This is a genomic window from Antribacter sp. NEAU-D49, assembly GCF_057158775.1.
This window is the reverse complement of sequence record NZ_JBXTSN010000002.1, coordinates 38,178-55,121: the sequence shown is the minus strand read 5'-3', so window position 1 is coordinate 55,121 and position 16,944 is coordinate 38,178. Positions and strand designations below refer to the sequence as shown.

16 protein-coding genes are annotated in these 16,944 nt (G+C 74.7%); 5 read left to right on the top strand and 11 right to left on the bottom strand.

The window, feature by feature from the left end:
* Nucleotides 1–35 precede the first annotated feature (35 nt).
* From pntB to AC060K_RS01975, 6 genes are all read right to left on the bottom strand, one after another.
* Nucleotides 36–1,448: a Re/Si-specific NAD(P)(+) transhydrogenase subunit beta gene (pntB, locus tag AC060K_RS02000; RefSeq protein WP_483763776.1), complete on the bottom strand. Its 1,413-nt coding sequence runs from the start codon at nucleotides 1,446–1,448 to the stop codon at nucleotides 36–38.
* Nucleotides 1,445–2,965, bottom strand: coding sequence for a Re/Si-specific NAD(P)(+) transhydrogenase subunit alpha (locus AC060K_RS01995; protein ID WP_483763775.1), 1,521 nt, complete (start codon nucleotides 2,963–2,965; stop codon nucleotides 1,445–1,447). The genes pntB and AC060K_RS01995 overlap by 4 nt, the downstream gene beginning before the upstream one ends.
* Before the next feature lie 141 nt (nucleotides 2,966–3,106).
* A complete protein-coding gene (sigJ, locus tag AC060K_RS01990; protein ID WP_483763774.1) occupies nucleotides 3,107–4,030 on the bottom strand; it encodes an RNA polymerase sigma factor SigJ in 924 nt (307 codons plus the stop codon).
* Nucleotides 4,027–4,617, bottom strand: a complete 591-nt coding sequence (locus tag AC060K_RS01985; RefSeq protein WP_483763773.1) for a carboxymuconolactone decarboxylase family protein — start codon at nucleotides 4,615–4,617, stop codon at nucleotides 4,027–4,029. The genes sigJ and AC060K_RS01985 overlap by 4 nt, the downstream gene beginning before the upstream one ends.
* A 109-nt stretch (nucleotides 4,618–4,726) precedes the next feature.
* Nucleotides 4,727–6,034, bottom strand: coding sequence for a cytochrome P450 (locus AC060K_RS01980; RefSeq protein WP_483763772.1), 1,308 nt, complete (start codon nucleotides 6,032–6,034; stop codon nucleotides 4,727–4,729).
* 101 nt (nucleotides 6,035–6,135) lie between these two features.
* On the bottom strand, nucleotides 6,136–7,758 hold the full coding sequence (locus AC060K_RS01975) for an FAD-binding oxidoreductase (RefSeq protein WP_483763771.1): 1,623 nt from the start codon (nucleotides 7,756–7,758) through the stop codon (nucleotides 6,136–6,138).
* Between the two features lie 48 nt (nucleotides 7,759–7,806).
* On the opposite strand from AC060K_RS01975, the gene AC060K_RS01970 reads away from it, so the two are divergent.
* From AC060K_RS01970 to AC060K_RS01960, 3 genes are read left to right on the top strand one after another with little or no spacing between them, the layout of a single operon-like run.
* Entirely contained in the window at nucleotides 7,807–8,391 is a 585-nt protein-coding gene (locus AC060K_RS01970; protein ID WP_483763770.1) for a TetR/AcrR family transcriptional regulator, read from the top strand.
* Nucleotides 8,388–9,929 carry a glycerol-3-phosphate dehydrogenase/oxidase gene (locus AC060K_RS01965; protein ID WP_483763769.1) on the top strand — a complete coding sequence of 514 codons (1,542 nt, stop codon included), beginning with the start codon at nucleotides 8,388–8,390 and terminating at the stop codon, nucleotides 9,927–9,929. Before AC060K_RS01970 ends, AC060K_RS01965 begins: the two co-directional genes overlap by 4 nt.
* 31 nt (nucleotides 9,930–9,960) lie before the next feature.
* On the top strand, nucleotides 9,961–10,596 hold the full coding sequence (locus AC060K_RS01960) for a LysE family translocator (protein ID WP_483763768.1): 636 nt from the start codon (nucleotides 9,961–9,963) through the stop codon (nucleotides 10,594–10,596).
* Here the strand turns inward: AC060K_RS01960 and AC060K_RS01955 are convergent.
* Nucleotides 10,545–11,285: a phosphatase PAP2 family protein gene (locus AC060K_RS01955; RefSeq protein WP_483763767.1), complete on the bottom strand. Its 741-nt coding sequence runs from the start codon at nucleotides 11,283–11,285 to the stop codon at nucleotides 10,545–10,547. The genes AC060K_RS01960 and AC060K_RS01955 overlap by 52 nt on opposite strands.
* A gap of 139 nt (nucleotides 11,286–11,424) precedes the next feature.
* Nucleotides 11,425–11,904: an NYN domain-containing protein gene (locus tag AC060K_RS01950; RefSeq protein ID WP_483763766.1), complete on the bottom strand. Its 480-nt coding sequence runs from the start codon at nucleotides 11,902–11,904 to the stop codon at nucleotides 11,425–11,427.
* 217 nt (nucleotides 11,905–12,121) lie between these two features.
* On the opposite strand from AC060K_RS01950, the gene AC060K_RS01945 reads away from it, so the two are divergent.
* On the top strand, nucleotides 12,122–13,561 hold the full coding sequence (locus tag AC060K_RS01945; RefSeq protein ID WP_483763765.1) for an alpha/beta fold hydrolase: 1,440 nt from the start codon (nucleotides 12,122–12,124) through the stop codon (nucleotides 13,559–13,561).
* Nucleotides 13,562–13,699: 138 nt separating this feature from the next.
* Here the strand turns inward: AC060K_RS01945 and AC060K_RS01940 are convergent, their stop codons facing one another.
* Both AC060K_RS01940 and AC060K_RS01935 read right to left on the bottom strand, forming a co-directional pair.
* Nucleotides 13,700–14,680 (bottom strand): sporulation protein, encoded by a 981-nt coding sequence (locus AC060K_RS01940; RefSeq protein ID WP_483763764.1) that lies wholly within the window; start codon nucleotides 14,678–14,680, stop codon nucleotides 13,700–13,702.
* Nucleotides 14,681–14,794: 114 nt separating this feature from the next.
* Nucleotides 14,795–15,295 carry a nitroreductase/quinone reductase family protein gene (locus AC060K_RS01935; protein ID WP_483763763.1) on the bottom strand — a complete coding sequence of 167 codons (501 nt, stop codon included), beginning with the start codon at nucleotides 15,293–15,295 and terminating at the stop codon, nucleotides 14,795–14,797.
* Nucleotides 15,296–15,393: 98 nt separating this feature from the next.
* Between AC060K_RS01935 and AC060K_RS01930 the strand changes: the two genes are divergently transcribed.
* The gene (locus AC060K_RS01930; RefSeq protein ID WP_483763762.1) at nucleotides 15,394–16,077 is read left to right on the top strand and encodes a TetR/AcrR family transcriptional regulator; all 684 of its coding nucleotides are present in this window, start codon (nucleotides 15,394–15,396) and stop codon (nucleotides 16,075–16,077) included.
* A gap of 83 nt (nucleotides 16,078–16,160) precedes the next feature.
* Here the strand turns inward: AC060K_RS01930 and AC060K_RS01925 are convergent, their stop codons facing one another.
* Nucleotides 16,161–16,778, bottom strand: coding sequence for a GyrI-like domain-containing protein (locus AC060K_RS01925; RefSeq protein WP_483763761.1), 618 nt, complete (start codon nucleotides 16,776–16,778; stop codon nucleotides 16,161–16,163).
* Nucleotides 16,779–16,944 lie beyond the last annotated feature (166 nt).

The window sequence follows — 16,944 nt, the reverse complement described above, 5'->3', positions numbered from 1 at the left end:
AAAGGGGAGCCCCCTCCCAGCTCCCGAGGGATCCCTCACAGCTCCCGGAGGATCGCCTCCACCTGCTCCTTCGCGTCACCGAACAGCATCTGCGTGTTCTCCCGGAAGAACAGCGGGTTCTGCACGCCCGCGTAGCCGGTGGCCATGGAGCGCTTGAACACCACCACGTCCGCCGCCTTCCACACCTCCAGCACGGGCATGCCCGCGATGGGCGACGACGGGTCGTCCTGGGCGGCCGGGTTCACCGTGTCGTTGGCGCCGATGACGAGCACCACGTCGGTGGCCGGCAGGTCGCCGTTGATCTCGTCCATGCCCTCCACCACGTCGTACGGCACGCGCGCCTCGGCGAGCAGCACGTTCATGTGGCCGGGCAGCCGCCCGGCGACGGGGTGGATGCCGAAGCGGACGCGGACGCCGCGGTCGCCGAGCCGCGCGGCCAGGTCGGCGACCGGGTACTGGGCCTTCGCCACAGCCATGCCGTAACCCGGCACGATCACCACGCTGCGCGCCGCGGAGAGCAGGGACGCCACCGCGGGCGCGGTGGTCTCCCGGTGCTCCCCCTGCGGCCCGACGGCGGACGGGTCACCCCCGCCGGTCGCGTCGCCCGTGCCGAACCCGCCGAGGATGACGCTCACGAACGACCGGTTCATCGCCTTGCACATGAGGTACGACAGGATGGCACCGGACGAGCCGACGAGGGCGCCCGTGATGATCAGCAGGTCGTTGCCGAGCATGAACCCGGCCGCGGCGGCGGCCCACCCCGAGTACGAGTTGAGCATCGAGACCACGACGGGCATGTCGCCGCCGCCGATGGCCGCCACGAGGTGCCAGCCCAGGGCCAGGGCGACGACCGTCATCAGCACGAGGGGCAGCAGGCCCCCGGTGCCCGCGTCCGCGAACCACCAGCCGAGCAGGACGCTCACCACGAGCATGCCCAGGTTGAGCCAGTTGCGGCCCGGCAGCGTGAGGGGCGCCGACCGGATGCGGGCGGACAGCTTGAGGAACGCGACCACCGACCCCGTGAACGTCACGGCGCCCACGAGCACGCCGACGAACACCTCGACCAGGTGGACGGTGTCGGTGGCGCCTGCCGCGGCGTCCGTCAGGAACGACCCGTACCCGACGAGCACCGCCGCGAGCCCCACGAACGAGTGGAGGAGCGCGATGAGCTCCGGCATCTGCGTCATCTCGACGGTCCGGGCGCGCCACGTCCCCACCGCCGCGCCGACCACGAGCACCAGCACGATGAGGGCGGCGGTCACCGCGACCGGCCGCTCGGACCGCTCCAGCGCGAGCCCCACCGTGGCCCCGAGCGCCAGCACCATGCCGCCCATGCCGAGGAGCACGCCGCGGCGGGCCGTCTCCTGCTTGGAGAGCCCGGCGAGGGACAGGATGAACAGGACGGCCGCGAGGAGGTAGACGGCCTGGACCACCGACGTGACGGTCATGCCCCACCTCCGCGACGGAACATGCCGAGCATCCGGTGCGTCACGAGGAACCCTCCGAAGATGTTGATGCTCGCGACGGCGGCGGCGACCACCGCGAGCAGCGTCACCACCCAGCTCGACGAGCCGATCTGCAGCAGCGCACCCACGAGGATGATCCCCGACACGGCGTTGGTCTGGGCCATCAGCGGCGTGTGCAGGGAGTGGCTCACGTGCGAGATGACGTAGAAGCCCACCACGACCGCGAGCGCCAGCACCGTGAAGTGCCCGGCGAGCGAGGGCGGCGAGACGGACACCAGCAGCCCGGCCGCGACGACGCCCAGGGCGAGGGCGACCCGGGAGGTGAGCGACCGGCGTCGAGCAGCGTCCATGTCCTCGACGGGCGGAACGCTCGGAGGCGGGGCCGGCGCCGCCGCCGTCACCGCGACGGGGGGCGGCGGCCAGAGGACCTCGCCCGCGTGGGCGACGGTCATCCCCCGCACCACGGGGTCCGTGAGGTCGAGGGCGAGGTGCCCGTCCTTGCCGGGCGTGAGCAGCGCGAGCAGGTTCGCGATCGCCGTGGCGACCAGCTCGGACGTGTGCCGGGGCATACGGGCCGGCAGGTCCGTGTAACCGAGGACGACGACGCCCCCCGGGGTCACCACCCGCTCGCCCGGCACGGTGACCTCGCAGTTGCCTCCGCCGGACGCGGCGAGGTCCACGATCACGCTGCCCGGCCGCATCCCGGCGACCATGTCGGCGGTGAGCGTGCGGGGCGCGACGCCGCGCACGAGCGCCGTGGTGACCACCACGTCGGCGGACGCCGTCTCCGCCGCGTAGACGCGCGCGGCCGCGGCCTCCTGGTCGGAGGTGAGGGCGGAGGCGTAGCCGTCGGCGCTGACCTGCTGGGTGGCGGCGTCGGCACGGACGAACGTGGCGCCCATGGACTCGATCTGCTCGGCTACCTCGGGCCGCACGTCGAAAGCGCGGACCCGGGCACCGAGGCTCACGGCGGCGCCGATCGCGGCCAGGCCGGCCACGCCCGCGCCGATCACGAAGACGGTCGCCGGCTTCGTGGTGCCGGCCGCGGTGACCTGGCCACCGAACATGCCGCCGTACTCGGCCGCCGCCTCGACGACGCCGCGGTAGCCCGCCACGTTGGAGAGGGCGCTGAGCACGTCGAGGGCCTGGGCGCGGGAGATGCGGGGCACGGCGTCGAGCGCCAGGGCGGTGACGCCGCCCGCGGCGAGCGCCTGCACCCGTCCGGGGTTCGTCGCGGGGGCGAGCTGGGCCACGAGGTACGAACCGGCGGGCGGCTCGCGGTCCACCGGCCCCACGGCCGTGACCACGTCGGCGCCCCAGACCTCGTCGGCCGAGCCGACGGCGGCCCCCGCCGCGACGTAGCCGGCGTCCGCGAGGCTGGCTCCCGCTCCCGCGCCCGCCTCGACGACGACGTCGTACCCGAGGGCGACCAGCCTGCTGACGCTCGACGGCGTGGCGGCGACGAGCCGCCCCTGCTCTCGTGGGACCCCGATACGCATGCGACCTCCCGCTCGTCATGGCGCGCGCCGGTCCGGGCGACGCTGCCACAGGCAACGTATCGCTGGACGCACGCCGAGCGCCCGGCGCGCCGTGGCGTGTCCGTGTTGCACAGGTCACTCGGGCGCGTCAGCAACCGGTGGTCAGGTGCGGCGCAGACCCGCCAGGCGGTCCGGGTTGCGGAACACCAGGACCCGGGCGACGCGGTCGCCGTCGAGCTCGGCGAGCGCGGCCATGACGGGCTCGCCGTCGGCGAGCCACAGCGTGCCGGTCTCGCCGTTGATCTCGGCCGGAACGGCCTCCAGGCCGGTCACGTCCTCACGCTCCACGAACGCGATCAGGGCGCGCGCCACCTTGTCCTGGCCGCGGATGACCCGGCGGGCCGCACGGGCCTTGCCGCCGCCGTCCGTCACGAGCTCGATCCCGGGAGCCAGGGCCTCCACCAGCGAGGTGACGTCCCCCGTGAAGCAGGCGCCGAGGAAGCGTTCGGTGACCTCCTCGGCACGTTCCGGCGGCGCGAACCGGGGCCGCCGGGCGCGCACGTGCTCCCGCGCCCGGTGCGCCACCTGCCGCACGGCCGGCTCGGTGCGGTCGAGCGCCGCCGCCACCTCCGGGTAGGGGAGGTCGAAGACGTCGTGCAGCACGAACACGGCCCGTTCCAGCGGCGACAGCGTCTCCAGCACCACGAGCAGCGCCATCGAGACGTCCTCCGCGCGCTCGACGGGCAGGGCGGCGTCGGGCGACGTGAGGAGCGGGTCGGGCAGCCAGGGCCCCACGTACGTCTCGCGCGACCGCTTCAGGGCACGCAGCCGGTCGAGGGCCAGACGGGTCGTCACGCGCACGAGGTACGCACGAGGGTCCAGCACGTGCGACCGGTCGGCGCCCGACCAGCGCAGCCATGCCTCCTGGACCACGTCCTCCGCGTCGGCCGCCGCGCCGAGAAGCTCGTACGCGACCGTGAAGAGGAGGCGACGGTGCTCGGCGAAGGGCCGAGCGAGGTCGTCGCCCGGCACGGCCGGGCCCCCGCTCGCCTCCGTGCCGACCGCGCCCGGGCCCGCCTCGGTCACGCGGCCCCCGACGCCGACGCCAGGCCGCCCGCGAGCGGCACCTCGCAGCGGTCCGAGAAGCCCTGGGCGGACAGGCCGAGCGCCGCGTTGATCCGGCTGCGCAGGTTCTCGACGGCCACCATGGCCGTCAGCTCGACGAGCGCCTCCTCGCCGAGCGCGACGCGCAGCCGCTCCGCGAGGTCGTCGGTCACGGTGGGCGGCGTGGCCGTCATGGCCTCGGCGTACTCGAGCACGTCCCGCTCGAGCGGGGTGAACCGGTCCGAGTCGCGCCAGCCGGGCACGTCGTGCAGCTTCGCGGCGTCCATGTCGCCATGCTGCGCCTCCCAGTAGCCGAAGTCCACGCACCACGTGCAGCCGATGGACACGGCGCTCGCCATGACGGCGAGGGTCTTCAGGCTCGGGTCGAGGGCACGCCACCGGCCCACGCCCAGCTCGAGGACCGAGTAGGTGCGCGCCACGGACCCGTGGTGCCCCACAGCGGCCAGCGGGTCCAGCACTGCGCCGTACCGCCGGCGCGAGAAGGCCGCGAGCAGGCGGTTCTGCAGGGTTCGCGGCGGGTCGAGGCTGATGCGGGCTGACGTGGTCACGGTGCTCTCCCTCCACCGGGCGGCCTGGTGCCACCCGGTCGACCATCCGACGCTCGCGCACCTCGGGCTGTGACATCGCCGGGCGTGGCGCGCGTCACAGCGGCCGGCGTCACCAGTCCTGCGCCACCTGGGTGGGCGGCGGAAAAGTCACCGGCAGGCTCAGCGGGAACCGCGCCCACAGCGACGGCGCCCACGGGATCTCCGCCGGGTCGGCCGCCAGGCGCACGTCGAGCCGGCGGAGCACCGTCGAGATGGCGACCCGGGTGATGATCCGCGCCAGGCGGGGTGCCGGGCAGGTGTGCGGCCCCGTGCCCCACGAGAGGTGGGCCCGGTTGCCGACCTCGTCCCACGGGTCGCCCGTGTGGACCCGCCGGTCGGTGTTGGCCGCCTGGAGAGCCATCACCAGGGCGTCCCCCTTGCGCACGTGCTTGCCGTCGATCTCGACGTCCTGCGTGGCGTACCGGGGCGACAGGTGCGCGGGTGGCGCTGCGTACCAGAGCACGTGGTCCAGGGCGTCGTCGAGGTCCATGCGGCCCCCGGCCAGCCGGTTCGCCACCCGGCTGTCGCTGAGCAGGATCCGCAGGGTCTGGGTGATCCACGACATCGTGTACCCGTCGCCCGCGCCCACCACGGCGAAGATCGTGTTCATCACCTCGAGGTCGTTCTCGAATCCCGGGTGCTGCACCAGCGCGGTCGTCAGGTCGCGCCGCGGGTCGGCCCTCCGGGTGGCGATGTGGTTGAAGACGATGCCGCCCATCTCCTGGCCGCTCTCGGACGCCTTGTCGCCGCCGGTCCAGACGGCTCGTGCGAGCTCGACCAGGCGACGGCTCGTCTGCTCGTCGAAGCCGAGCAGGCTCGCCGTGGCGAGCATCGGGATCATCGCCGCGTACTCCCAGACGAGGTCGGCGCTGCCCCGGTCGGCGAACCGGTCGACCAGGGTCTCGCACTGCCGGCGGACGCTCTCCGCCAGCGCGGTCTCGTCCACCCCGGCGAACGCGTCGTCGACGGGCTCCCGGAGGCGGCGCCGGGTCTCGCCGTCCTGGAGGTCGGCCGCCATGCGCCCCTGGGGATTGATGATCTGGAGCAGCGTGGGCGAGGCCGGCAGCACGGAGTGGCCGTTCCAGTGCCGCGGGTCGTGGGAGAACAGGCGCTCGTTCCGCATGACGTCGCAGATCTCGCGGTGCCCGAGGACCAGCCACGCGGGCACGCCCGGCTCCATGTCCACCGGCGCGACGACACCCCACTCGCGCTCGAGCCGGTCGTACTCCGCCCGCGTCTCCGGGGCGGTCGTGATGTCGGTCAGCAACGTCAGGCCTGTCAGCCCGTCCAGCACGAGAGGCCCTGAGCGGGCCGGTAGGGCCCGGCCGTCCTCGGACGCGCCCGTTCCCTGCAGCCCGGCCACGGTGGTTCCCGTCATGTCCCTGCTCCCCCGTCGGCAATGTTCGACGGCCGGATGCTATCGGAAAACCTTCGCCCCGAATTGCGAGTTTCGTCTCACTGTTGTAAGGGAACCGAGTCTCAGGCCAGGAGCGTGCCCGGGTTCATGATCCCGGCGGGGTCCAGCTCGGCCTTGACCGCGCGCAGCACCCGCAGCCCCACCTCGCCCACCTCGCGCTCCATCCAGCCGGCGTGGTCGGCGCCCACGCCGTGGTGGTGCGAGATCGTGCCGCCCGTGGCGGTGATCGCGTCGTTCACCGCGGCCTTCGTGCTCGCCCAGGCCTCCGCGGCGCGCACCGGGTCGGTACCGAGGTCTCCCACCACCGTGAAGTACAGCGCCGCGCCCGTGGGATAGACGTGCGACACGTGGCAGAGGATCTTGTGCCCGGCCCGGCCGAGACCGGCCCGCAGCGCCTCCGTCACAGCCTCTCGCAGACCGTGCAGGCCGGACCAGGTCGTGGCCGTCTCGAGCGTCTCCACGAACACGCCGTGCTCCAGCAGGGTGTCGCGCAGGTACGGGGCGTCGAACCGGCCGTGCTCCCACGAGGCAGCGAGCCGCGGGGCCGCAGGCGACCCACCCGCTCCCGCCAGCACGCGGCTCGTGGCCTCTCGCCGCGCAGCGGCGAGGCCCGCCGGACCCTCGTGCAGCACCACGACCGAGCACCCCGTGGTCAGCGCCTTGCCGATCGCCCCCACCTGCGCGAGGCTCACCGACGTCTCGGCTTCGTCCGACAGCCGGATCACCGTGGGGCCGGTGCCGAGCTGCGCGACCTGACGCAACGCGTCGGCGCCCGCGGCGAAGTCGGGGAACGTCCAGGCGTCGGCGAACCGCTCCTCGGGCAGGCGGTGCACCCGGACCCGCACCCGGGTGATGACGCCCAGCGCGCCCTCCGAACCGAGGAACAGCCGCACCAGGTCGGGCCCGGCCGACGACCCGGGCGCCCGGCCGAGGTCCAGGGTCCCCGTCGGCGTGACCACCCTCAGGCCCGTGACCATGGTCTCGAACCGGCCGTGCCCGGCGGAGCTCTGCCCCGACGACCGCATCGCTGCGAAACCACCGATCGTGGCGAACTGGAAGCTCTGCGGAAAGTGCCCCAGCTCGAACCCGCGCGCGCCCAGCGCGGCCTCGGCCGCGGGGCCGGTAGTGCCCGCGAGGAGGGTGGCCTCGCCCGACAGCTCGTCGAGCGACACCAGCCCTGACAACCGGCGCAGGTCGAGGGAGACCACCCCACGGTGCGGCCCGGCGTGCGGGGCGAGACCGCCCGTCACGGCCGTGCCGCCGCCGAACGGCACCACTGCCAGGCCGCGCTCGGCGGCCACCCGCAGCACCGCCGCGACCTCGTCCTCGTCCTCTGGCAGCACGACGGCGCCCGGGGCCTCCTGCTGCGACGCCCGGCGGCGGAGCAGGTCGGGCGTCGACTTGCCGCCCGCGTGGAGGAGGCGTGCGTCCCGGTCGGCCCGCACGTGGCCGTCACCGACCGCCGCGGCGAGCGCAGCCACGTCGGCGGCGCCGAGCGGCGGCGTGACGACCTCGACCTGGTCCCAGGCGGGGGCCGGGACCCGCCGCGGCACGCGCCCGAGGACGCCGGTCAGGAGCAGCCGCAGCGACGCGGGCAGGTTCTTGGCCCGAGCCGGGTCGCCCCAGCCGTCCCACCGCATGTCGGTGCGCTGCCCAGCGGTGGCCGCCGTGTCCCCGTGCGTCACTGTTCGTCCTCGTCGTCGCCCGTGATGTGGGTTACAGTCTTACATATTATGGCAAAGCGTAACGCTCATGACGCTGCCACGGCCACGGAGGCGCACCTCCTCGCCGTGGCCGGCGCGATCCTGGTCGCCCGAGGACCACGGGGGCTGTCCGTGGCGGAGCTCGCCCGCGAGGCCGGGGTCAGCCGGCCCACCGTCTACCGGCGCTGGACGGACGCCCAGGACGTGGTCCGGGACGTCCTCGCTCACCGGGCGTCGGCGCTCATCGCCGAGGTCGGGGCCGAGCCGTCGACGCGCGAGGAGATCGTCAGCACCACCGTCGCCTTCATCACCCGCCTCGAGACCGACCCCCTGTTCTCCCGCCTCCTGGAGCGGGAGCCCGAGACCTTCACCCGCTGGACGTTCCAGCGTCTCGGCCGCGCCCAGCACGTCCTCCTGGACCTCCTCACCGCGGCGGTGACCCGCGCGCAGCAGCACGGGTCGGTGCGGCCGGGCAAGGCGTCCGACCTCGCGTCGATGGTGCTCCTCCTGTCCCAGTCGGCCGCGCTCTCGCACGCCGCGGTGGCGGAGGTCCTGGACGACGCCACCCGCCAGGCCGAGCTGCGCCGGGCCCTCGACGGCTACCTGCGGCCATGACCGGCTCCGCCCTGCACGCCGTCCGCCGCGCGCGGGAGCTGGACGCCCTGGCCGACCGGACCCTCGACCTGCTCGTGGTCGGGGGCGGCGTGACCGGAGCGGGCGTGGCCCTCGACGCCGCGGCCCGCGGGCTCGACGTCGCCCTTGTCGAGGCGCGCGACCTCGCGTTCGGCACCTCGCGGTGGAGCTCGAAGCTGGAGCACGGCGGCCTGCGCTACCTCGCCACCGGCGACGTGGCGGTCGCCCGCGAGAGCGCCCGCGAGCGCCACCTGCTCATGACTCGTACCGCGCCGCACCTGGTGCGCGCCCTGCCGCAGGTCGCGCCGTTCGTGCCCGCCGTGTCCCGGGCCCAGCGGATCTCCACCTCGGTCGGGTTCGCGCTGGGCGACCGCCTCAGGTGGTCGGCCGGCACGCCGGCCGCGCTGCTCCCCCGGCCGCGGCGGGTCAGTGCTGACGCCGTGCTGCGGCTTGCCCCGGCCACGGCGCGGTCCGGGCTCACGGGCGGGATGCTCGGCTACGACGGGCAGCTCGTCGACGACGCCCGGCTCGTCGTGGCTCTCGCCCGCACCGCTGCCGGGCTCGGCGCGACAGTCCTGACCCGCGTGCGTGCCGAGCGCGCCCGGGGCGACGGCGCCGAGCTCGTCGACGGCGTCAGCGGCGCTCGGCTCGCGGTCCGGGCGCGGGCGGTGGTCAACGCCTCGGGCGTGTGGGCGGGCACGGTGGACCCGTCGGTCCGCCTCCGGCCGAGCCGCGGCACGCACCTGGTGCTGCCCGCCGGCCTGCTCGGCGACCCGTCCGCGGCCCTCATGGCCCCGCTGCCCGGCTCCACGAGCCGGTTCGTCTTCGCCCTGCCGCAGCAGCTCGGCCGGGTGGTGGTGGGCCTCACGGACGAGGACGCGCCGGGCCCCGTCCCGGACGTCCCGGAGCCGACGCCGGGAGAGGTCGCGTTCCTGCTCACCACGGTCTCCCGGGTCCTGGAGCGCGACCTCGCGCCCGACGACGTCGTGGGTGCCTTCGCCGGCCTGCGCCCCCTGGTCGACACGGGCGGCGGCGCCACCGCCGACCTCTCCCGGAGGCATCACGTCGGCGTCTCCTCCTCCGGGGTGGTCAACGTCCTGGGCGGCAAGCTCACCACCTACCGGGCCATGGCCCAGGACGCGGTCGACGCCGCCGTCGCGCACTCCGGGCTGGCAGCCGGGCCGTGCCGCACCCGGTCGCTGCCGCTTGTCGGCGCCGGGCCGCTGACCGCCCCCGACCTGCCAGGAGCGCTCGGCTCCTGGCTCGTCGCCCGCCACGGCGCGGAGGCGACCCGGGTCCTGGCCGGGGCGGTGCACCCGGGGGCGCGCGACGCCGTCGGGCACGGGCTGGACGTCACCCGGGCCGAGGTGGAGTGGGCGGTGACGCACGAGGGTGCGCTCGACGCGGACGACGTGCTCGACCGGCGCACGCGGATCGGGCTGGTGCCCGCCGACCGGGAGCGGGCGCGCGACGTGGTGGAGGAGCTCGTGGGCGCGACGCTCGCCCGGCTGGGCTGCTAGGAGGACGCGCGGGCGGGCGCATACTCGTAGGGTGCCCGACACCTCGACCCTGCTGTCGTTCGCGGGGGTCTCCCTCGCCTTCGCGCTGCTGCCCGGACCGAACATGCTGTTCCTGACGGCGACCGCCGCCTCGCGCGGCCCCCGCCCGGCGTGGCGGTCGGCGCTCGGCGTGGAGACGGCGACGCTCATCTTCGCCGTCCTGACCGCGTCGGGGCTGGGTGCGCTGGTGGCCGCGAGCACGGTGGTCTTCCAGACGGTGAAGTGGGCGGGCGTCGCCTACCTCGTCTGGCTGGGAGTCCAGGCCTGGCGGCTCGCCGCCCGGCCCACGGCCACCGGGCCGACGGCGGTCGCGGCGGCGCCCGGCGGCGACGCCCGGCGCGGCTTCCTCGTGGGGATCTCGAACCCGAAGGTGATCCTCTTCTTCGTGGCGCTCCTGCCGCAGTTCGTCCGGCCCGACGCCGGTCCGCAGTGGCTGCAGCTCCTGGTCTTCGGGCTGTTCTTCACGGTCGTGGGGCTGGCCGTCGACGCGGTGTTCTGCCTGACGGCCGGAACCGTCCGCCGCCTGCTCGCGGGGCGGGTCTCCCACCCCGTGGTGCGGCGCGCTCCCGCGCTCACCTACTTCGGGCTAGCGGGCTGGGCCGCGTTCACGGGGCACCGGACCGCCTGACCCGGCGCGCGCAGGACGACGAGCGACACCGCGAGCGCCAGCAGGCCCACCAGCCAGCCGCCGGGGACGTCGCTCAGCCAGTGGTAGTCGAGGAGCACCATGATCACGCCGACGGCGAGGGCGACCACCACCGAGGCGGCGAGCGCGAGCCGGAGCCCGGCGCGCGACGGCCGCAGGCCGCCCCGGCCCAGCACGAGGTACGACGCCATGGCCCACGTGTAGGCCGCGTTCGCGGCGTGCCCGGAGGGGAAGGCGCGGCCGCCGCCGAACAGCTCGTCCACGCCGGTCCACGGCATGGTGCGGCCCAGGCCGAACTTGATGGAGTAGCCGACGACCGCGATGGTGGCCACGCCGACGAGGACGGCGACGAGCGGGCCCCGGCTGCGCGTGCGGTACGACAGCCAGGCGGCGAGCGGGATCACGACGGGGAGCGTGAAGAGCCGCTCGCCCCCCACGCTCGCGACGCCGTCGAGGACCTGCTTGGCCCAGCCGCCGGGCAGGTGGGCGTCGGCCCACAGGTGGAGGGGCCAGTCCCACGCCACGAACGGGCCGCCCACCAGGACCTGCCAGGTCGCGGTGCCGAGGAGCAGGGCCGACACCACAGCCGTGAGGGTCGCGGGGTCGCGGGCGGCACGCGCCTGCCAGGGCCGCGTCGCGCTGGGCGACGCGGCGATCACATCGCCTGCCATACGTGCGTGCCTTCCGAGAGATCGGCCCCGATGCTACGACAGGGACATGAACGTCTCCGGACAGGTTTCTGCAGGGACGACGACGGGAGCGTAACGGTCCGGTGCAACCTGGACGTCACGCGGCCGGGGCGACCGCCCGTCAGGCAGCCGTGCCGAGCTCGCCGACGGGCAGGCGCACGTCCCGGGCGCGGAGCAGCCGCACGTCGTGGACCGCCGTCCAGAGGCGGGAGGAGATCCTGCCCTCGCGGGCCACGACCGTCACCTCGCAGCCGCTCCGGCCCAGGCCTGCCGCGGCGTCCGCGAAGATGCCGTCCCCGGACGCGATCACCACGTGGTCGAACCGCTCGGCGACGTCCTCCTCGAGGACGCCCAGGAGGGCCAGGTCCGCGCCGTCGGGGCCGCTGCGCCACACGTACCGGGCAGCGCCCCAGCCGTCGGCGATCGTCAGGGCCGCTGCGTGGCTGGAGCCGACGACGACGAGGTCGCCGTCGGCCACGGGGACCGTGCGCAGGAGGTTCTGCCGGGCTGCCTCCACCGCGAGCCGGTCGGGGAGCCCGGTGCCGGTGAGGTTCTCGATGTCCACCAGGTGCAGGGCGCGATCACGAAACTCGCGCGGCATGCTGCGACGTCGTCTCACGGCTCGCTCCCGTCTCTCGCCCCTACGCGATGGAGGTACACCGTAGACGCCGGAGCGCGTCGGAAAGTTCCGCCATGCGCGAGGAAACCTGCACGTCACGCGGCTGTCACGCGCCGTGCGATGACTCCGCGCCGAGGCGGCCGTCGGTCTGGGTACGAGGCACGCACCGGAGCGTGCCGCACGACCGGAGGAGAACGCGATGCGACACCTGCGAACCATGGCAGTACTGCCCACGGTGGCCCTGGCGCTAGCGGCGTGCGCCCCGGCCGCGGCGCTGGCCGCGCCCGGGGCCGCAGCCGGGGCGGCCGAGCCTGCCGCGGTCACCGAGCACACCGGCACCATCGACGGCGCCCGGTACCGCGTCCAGGTCCCCGACGACTGGAACGGCACCCTCCTGCTGTACAGCCACGGGCACTACCCGGGCGAGCTCGTCCCGCCCGAGTACGTGCCCTTCCTGCTGGCGAACCAGGAGGCGACGGCCGACGCCCTCGTCGAACGGGGCTACGCGCTCGCGGCGTCGCTCTTCCAGAACGGCGGCCTCGACCTCACGGTACCGACGGCGGTGCGGGACCAGTCGAACGTGCTCACCTGGTTCGAGGAGAACGTGGGCAAGCCGGAGCGGACGTTCACCTACGGGTCGTCGATGGGCGCGGTGACCGCGGTCAAGCACGCCGAGCTGGAGCCCGACCGGATCGACGGCGTGCTGGCGGTCGGCGGGGTGCTCGACGTCGTCGGCTCGTTCGACGCGATCCTCGACCTCAACCTCGCGACCAGGGTGCTGCTCACCGACGGGACCGACGCGAACGGCAACCCCGTCGAGCTGGTCCGCCCCACCGACCCGGCCGCGAGCCGTGACGCGCTCATGGCCGGGATCGCGGCGGCGGCGGAGACGGCGGAGGGCCGGGCGCGGATCGCGCTGATCTCGTCGCTCCACGACGTCACCGGCTGGTACGACGTGCTGAGCCCCGAGCCGGCCGACCCGGAGTCCCGGGCCAGGGGGCAGGCACAGTGGCTGACGTGGGCGTACACGGCCGGCCTGGGCCCTTCGGCCCGCCCGGGCTGGGAGGCGATGCTGGGCGGCAACCCGTCGAGCACGTTCGACGGCGACTGGTCGGCCCGGCTGGCGCGGTCCGGTGCCGTCCGGGAGGTGCGCGCCGCCTACGCCGCGGCCGGCCTCGACCTGGACGCCGACCTGGCGGCGCTGGACGCGGCGCCGGTCATCCACGCCGACCCGGCGGCCCGCGCGGCGCTCGCGCAGCACCGGCCTGAGGGCACCACGCCCTCGCCCGTCCTCACCCTCCACACGACGGGCGACGGCGGTGCGCCGCCGTCGTCCGAGCGGTCGTTCCGGGACCGCGTGGCGCAGGTGGGCGACCCCTCGCGGTACCGCAGCCTGTATGTCGAGCGGGGCGCTCACCTCACGGTGAACGTCGCCGAGGAGCTGGTCGCCCTGGACGCGCTGGAGACGCGGGTCGAGACGGGGACGTGGCCGTCGCTCAGCCCGCGCCACCTGAACGCGCAGGCGTGGGCGTACGGGCCGGGCTACTTCGGGGTGTTCGACCCGGTGACCGGGGTGTCGGAGCACGATCCGGCATTCGTCCGCTTCGTGCCGCCGCGCCACGCCCGCCCGTCGTGGTGAGCGGCCGCGACCCGGCTGACGCATCCGCGTGATCGGCAGTTCGGTGGGTGATCGGCAGCTCGAGCTGCCGATCACGCACCGAGCTACCGATCACGCGGGCCGATCACGCGGGCGGATCACGCCGCCCGGCCGCTGGGCTCAGCCCTCGTCGCCCTCGTCGCCGCCGAAGAAGTCGCCCACCTCGTCGAACACCTCGCCGAGGACCATGCCGCCGACGATGCCCGCGGCCAGACCGCCCGCCATGCCGAGCCCGGCCCCATGCCCGCCGTGCCCGCCGTGCCCCTTGCCGGCATAGCCCTGCTGGCCGTAGCCCTGCTGGCCGTAGCCCTGGCCGCCACGGCCGCCGAAGAGCGAGCGCCGCTCGGCGAGCTGCGCCACCCAGCCCTCCACCTCGGCGCCCCAGTCGCGCACCTCGTCGAGGCCCACGGTGAAGCGCAGCACCGTGTCCTGCCCGCTGCTGAGGAACCCGCCGCGCTTGTCGGCCTCCAGGATCACGTCCATGCCGTGCGCTCCCGCGACGAAGGTCAGCTCGACCTCGTTGATGCGGCCTGCGTACTGGCCGGACGGGACCAGCTCGATCTCCTGGAAGAACGGCAGCTGCTGCGCGACCCCGTGGAGCCGGCCGTACTCCAGGTCGGCCGAGCGGAGGCCGAAGCCAAGCCGCCAGAACGCGTCCAGGATCGCCTCCTGGACCGGCAGCGGGGCCACGCGGAGCGGGTCCACGTCACCCTTGTCGACCGCCTGCGCGAGCGCCAGCTCCGTACGCACGCCGAGCCCGATGCCGATCGGGCGGCCCTGCAGCTCGGTGACCGGGGTCTCCGGGTGCAGCGGGATCGAGAAGGGCAGCGACCGCTCCTCCCCGGCACCCAGCCGGAACCCGCCCGCGACGGTGAACCGCCCGAACGTCACGGTCCCGCGGCTCTCGCCGTCGCCGTGCTCGGCCTCGACCCGTGCCTCCAGCTCGAGCGTCACGTGCTGGACCTCGGAATCTGACGACCCGCCCTTCAGCCGCACCTCACCGTTGACCGTCCCGCCGGGCCGCACCGCACCCGGCTCGAGCACGGTGTCCACCAGGGGTCCGCCCACGCCGAGCGCACCCAGCAGCTTCTTGAATCCCATCGACGCTCCCACTCCCATGGTTGTGCTGACATGCTCCGGCTTCCGAACGTGCCGAATGCGCAGATCGTTCCCACGGGGGTCACGGGGATGCTGCCGCGTCCCGGCACCAGGACCTCAGCGCGGCTCCAGCACCACGACGGGGGTCTCGCGCGAGCGGAGCGCGGCGTACCTGTCGATCCCGTCCCCCCAACCCTGGTAGCCCGCGAACCCCGCCCAGAGCCGCTCCCGCTCCTCTCCCTCGGCGGCCCGTCCGCGCACGATGCGGGGGCCGTCGACGGTGTCCACGGCGGCGTCAGGGGTGGCCGCCAGGTTGAGCCACCAGGCGGGCGGCGGGTCGCCCCAGCCGTTCATCGCGAGGGTGACGAACCGGTCGCCGTCGGCCCAGTAGCAGAGCAGGACCGCACGCTCCTCGCCCGACCGGCGGCCCGTCGTGCGCAGCCGGAGGATGCCGGCCTTGCCGGGCCGGGCCGCCGTGCCGGGCCGCGGCCGGGCGAGGGGGTGCCGCCCGCCCGTGAGGCGGTACTGGGCACGCTGAAAGCGCCAGGCAGCGCGTACGAACAAGCGGGGCGGCAGCCAGGGCCTGCCCTCCGTGGCGGGGGTGGGGCTCTGGTCCATGAGTTCTCCCTCGGCAGGGGTGCGACGCCGGATGTCTACACCGTAGACCTACAGCGTAGACAGGCGGGCACGGCGACCGCAAGGGTAGGGTTTCGTGGGTGTCCAGCCAGCCCGCCCCAGCCCTCCGAGGGCGTGGCCTGAGCCGCGAGCGCATCGTCGCGGCGGCGATCGGGGTGGCCGACGCCGAGGGGCTCGACGCGGTGAGCATGCGCCGCCTCGGCCAGGAGCTGAGCGTGGACCCCATGTCGCTCTACCGGCACGTCGGCAAGAAGGACGAGCTGCTCGACGCGATGACCGACGCCGTCGTGGCCGGGATCGAGCCCGTGACCGACGCCGACGGCTGGCAGGCCTCCGCCCGCGCCACCATGCTCGCCGCCCGCGCCACCATGCTGCGGCACCCGTGGACCGCCGCGGTGCGCAAGGCGAGCACCACTCCCACCCCCGCGGAGCTGCGCTACCTGGACACCCTCCTGGGCATCCTGCGCGACGGCGGGTTCAGCGTCACCCTGACGCACCACGCGATCCATGTCCTGGGCAGCCGCATCCTGGGGTTCAGCCAGGACCTCTACGACGACAGCGGCGACGCGTCGGCCGAGGCGTCCGAGGCGCAGGCCCGCGCCTGGGCAGCCTCCCACCCGCGGCTCGCGGAGCTGGCCGCCGCCGTGACGCACGACGGCGCCCTGGGCGGGTGCGACGACGACGCCGAGTTCCGCTTCGCGCTCGACCTCGTGCTCGAGGGCCTGGAACGCCGGCGCGCCGCGGAGCAGGCGACGAGAGCGTAGAAACCGTCCCTGCGCCCCGGAGACTGGGCCCGGCTCTGCGCCGGCCGGGTCACCGTCCGCCCCGTCTGAGACGCCCCCGCCGCTCAGGCCGCCGGGGCCACCGGCTGGCGGAGGATCGTCCGCAGCCGGGCGGGCTCGGTCCTGCGTGCGTCGGAGAGGTAGATCTCGTGGTGGCGCCCGCGGGGCACCAGTCCGTGGGCGGGCAGGTGCTCGTCGTGGAGCCGCGCGAGGGTGGGTGCCTCGTCGTCGTACGACCCCACGTGCAGGATCTGCACGCACCGCCCCTCCGCGAACGACTCCAGGCGGACCAGGTCGAGCCCCGGCAGCCGCTTCTTCTCCCGGGCCACGGCGAGCGCCTCGTCGACGACCTCCTCGCCGATCCACGCGGGCTGGACGATCATCATCGTCCAGTCCCAGGAGTCCTTGTCGCGCGTGCGGAAGGCCGCGAGGTCGTCCGCCGACCACAGGCCTTCGAGCGGTCCCACGGTGTGCACCCTGCCGAGCTGCGCCTTCGCCACCGCACGGACCGCGTAGGAGGCCGTGTAGAGCGCCTCGACGGCCTGGGCGTACGACGCGGCCGTGTTGGGGTCGCCGTGCCCGTCGACCATGAGGTAGCCCAGCTCCGGCACGTCGACGTGAGCGAAGTCGCGTGACCCCGCGTAGAGATCCTTGCGGTCCTTCTTGATGTCGTACGTGGTCATGGTGTCCTCCTCGGCGCTCAGCCTAGGCACCGCCCGGCGGACGCGGGGGTCGGCCGATCGGCTGCACCACGTTCCACCCATCGGCCGCCCGAGGGGTCGATCCGCGACGGGGCAGCGCCGCACCACCATAGCCGGGTAGCCGACGCAGACCCGGAGGAGCCCGACC

Excerpts from the sequence above, each read along its gene's own strand:
- pntB (WP_483763776.1), bottom strand. The coding sequence starts at position 1,448 with ATGACCGTCACGTCGGTGGTCCAGGCCGTCTACCTCCTCGCGGCCGTC.
- AC060K_RS01995 (WP_483763775.1), bottom strand. The coding sequence starts at position 2,965 with ATGCGTATCGGGGTCCCACGAGAGCAGGGGCGGCTCGTCGCCGCCACG.
- AC060K_RS01980 (WP_483763772.1), bottom strand. The coding sequence starts at position 6,034 with ATGACGGGAACCACCGTGGCCGGGCTGCAGGGAACGGGCGCGTCCGAG.
- AC060K_RS01970 (WP_483763770.1), top strand. The coding sequence starts at position 7,807 with ATGGCAAAGCGTAACGCTCATGACGCTGCCACGGCCACGGAGGCGCAC.
- AC060K_RS01965 (WP_483763769.1), top strand. The coding sequence starts at position 8,388 with ATGACCGGCTCCGCCCTGCACGCCGTCCGCCGCGCGCGGGAGCTGGAC.
- AC060K_RS01955 (WP_483763767.1), bottom strand. The coding sequence starts at position 11,285 with ATGGCAGGCGATGTGATCGCCGCGTCGCCCAGCGCGACGCGGCCCTGG.
- AC060K_RS01950 (WP_483763766.1), bottom strand. The coding sequence starts at position 11,904 with ATGCCGCGCGAGTTTCGTGATCGCGCCCTGCACCTGGTGGACATCGAG.
- AC060K_RS01945 (WP_483763765.1), top strand. The coding sequence starts at position 12,122 with ATGCGACACCTGCGAACCATGGCAGTACTGCCCACGGTGGCCCTGGCG.
- AC060K_RS01940 (WP_483763764.1), bottom strand. The coding sequence starts at position 14,680 with ATGGGATTCAAGAAGCTGCTGGGTGCGCTCGGCGTGGGCGGACCCCTG.
- AC060K_RS01935 (WP_483763763.1), bottom strand. The coding sequence starts at position 15,295 with ATGGACCAGAGCCCCACCCCCGCCACGGAGGGCAGGCCCTGGCTGCCG.
- AC060K_RS01925 (WP_483763761.1), bottom strand. The coding sequence starts at position 16,778 with ATGACCACGTACGACATCAAGAAGGACCGCAAGGATCTCTACGCGGGG.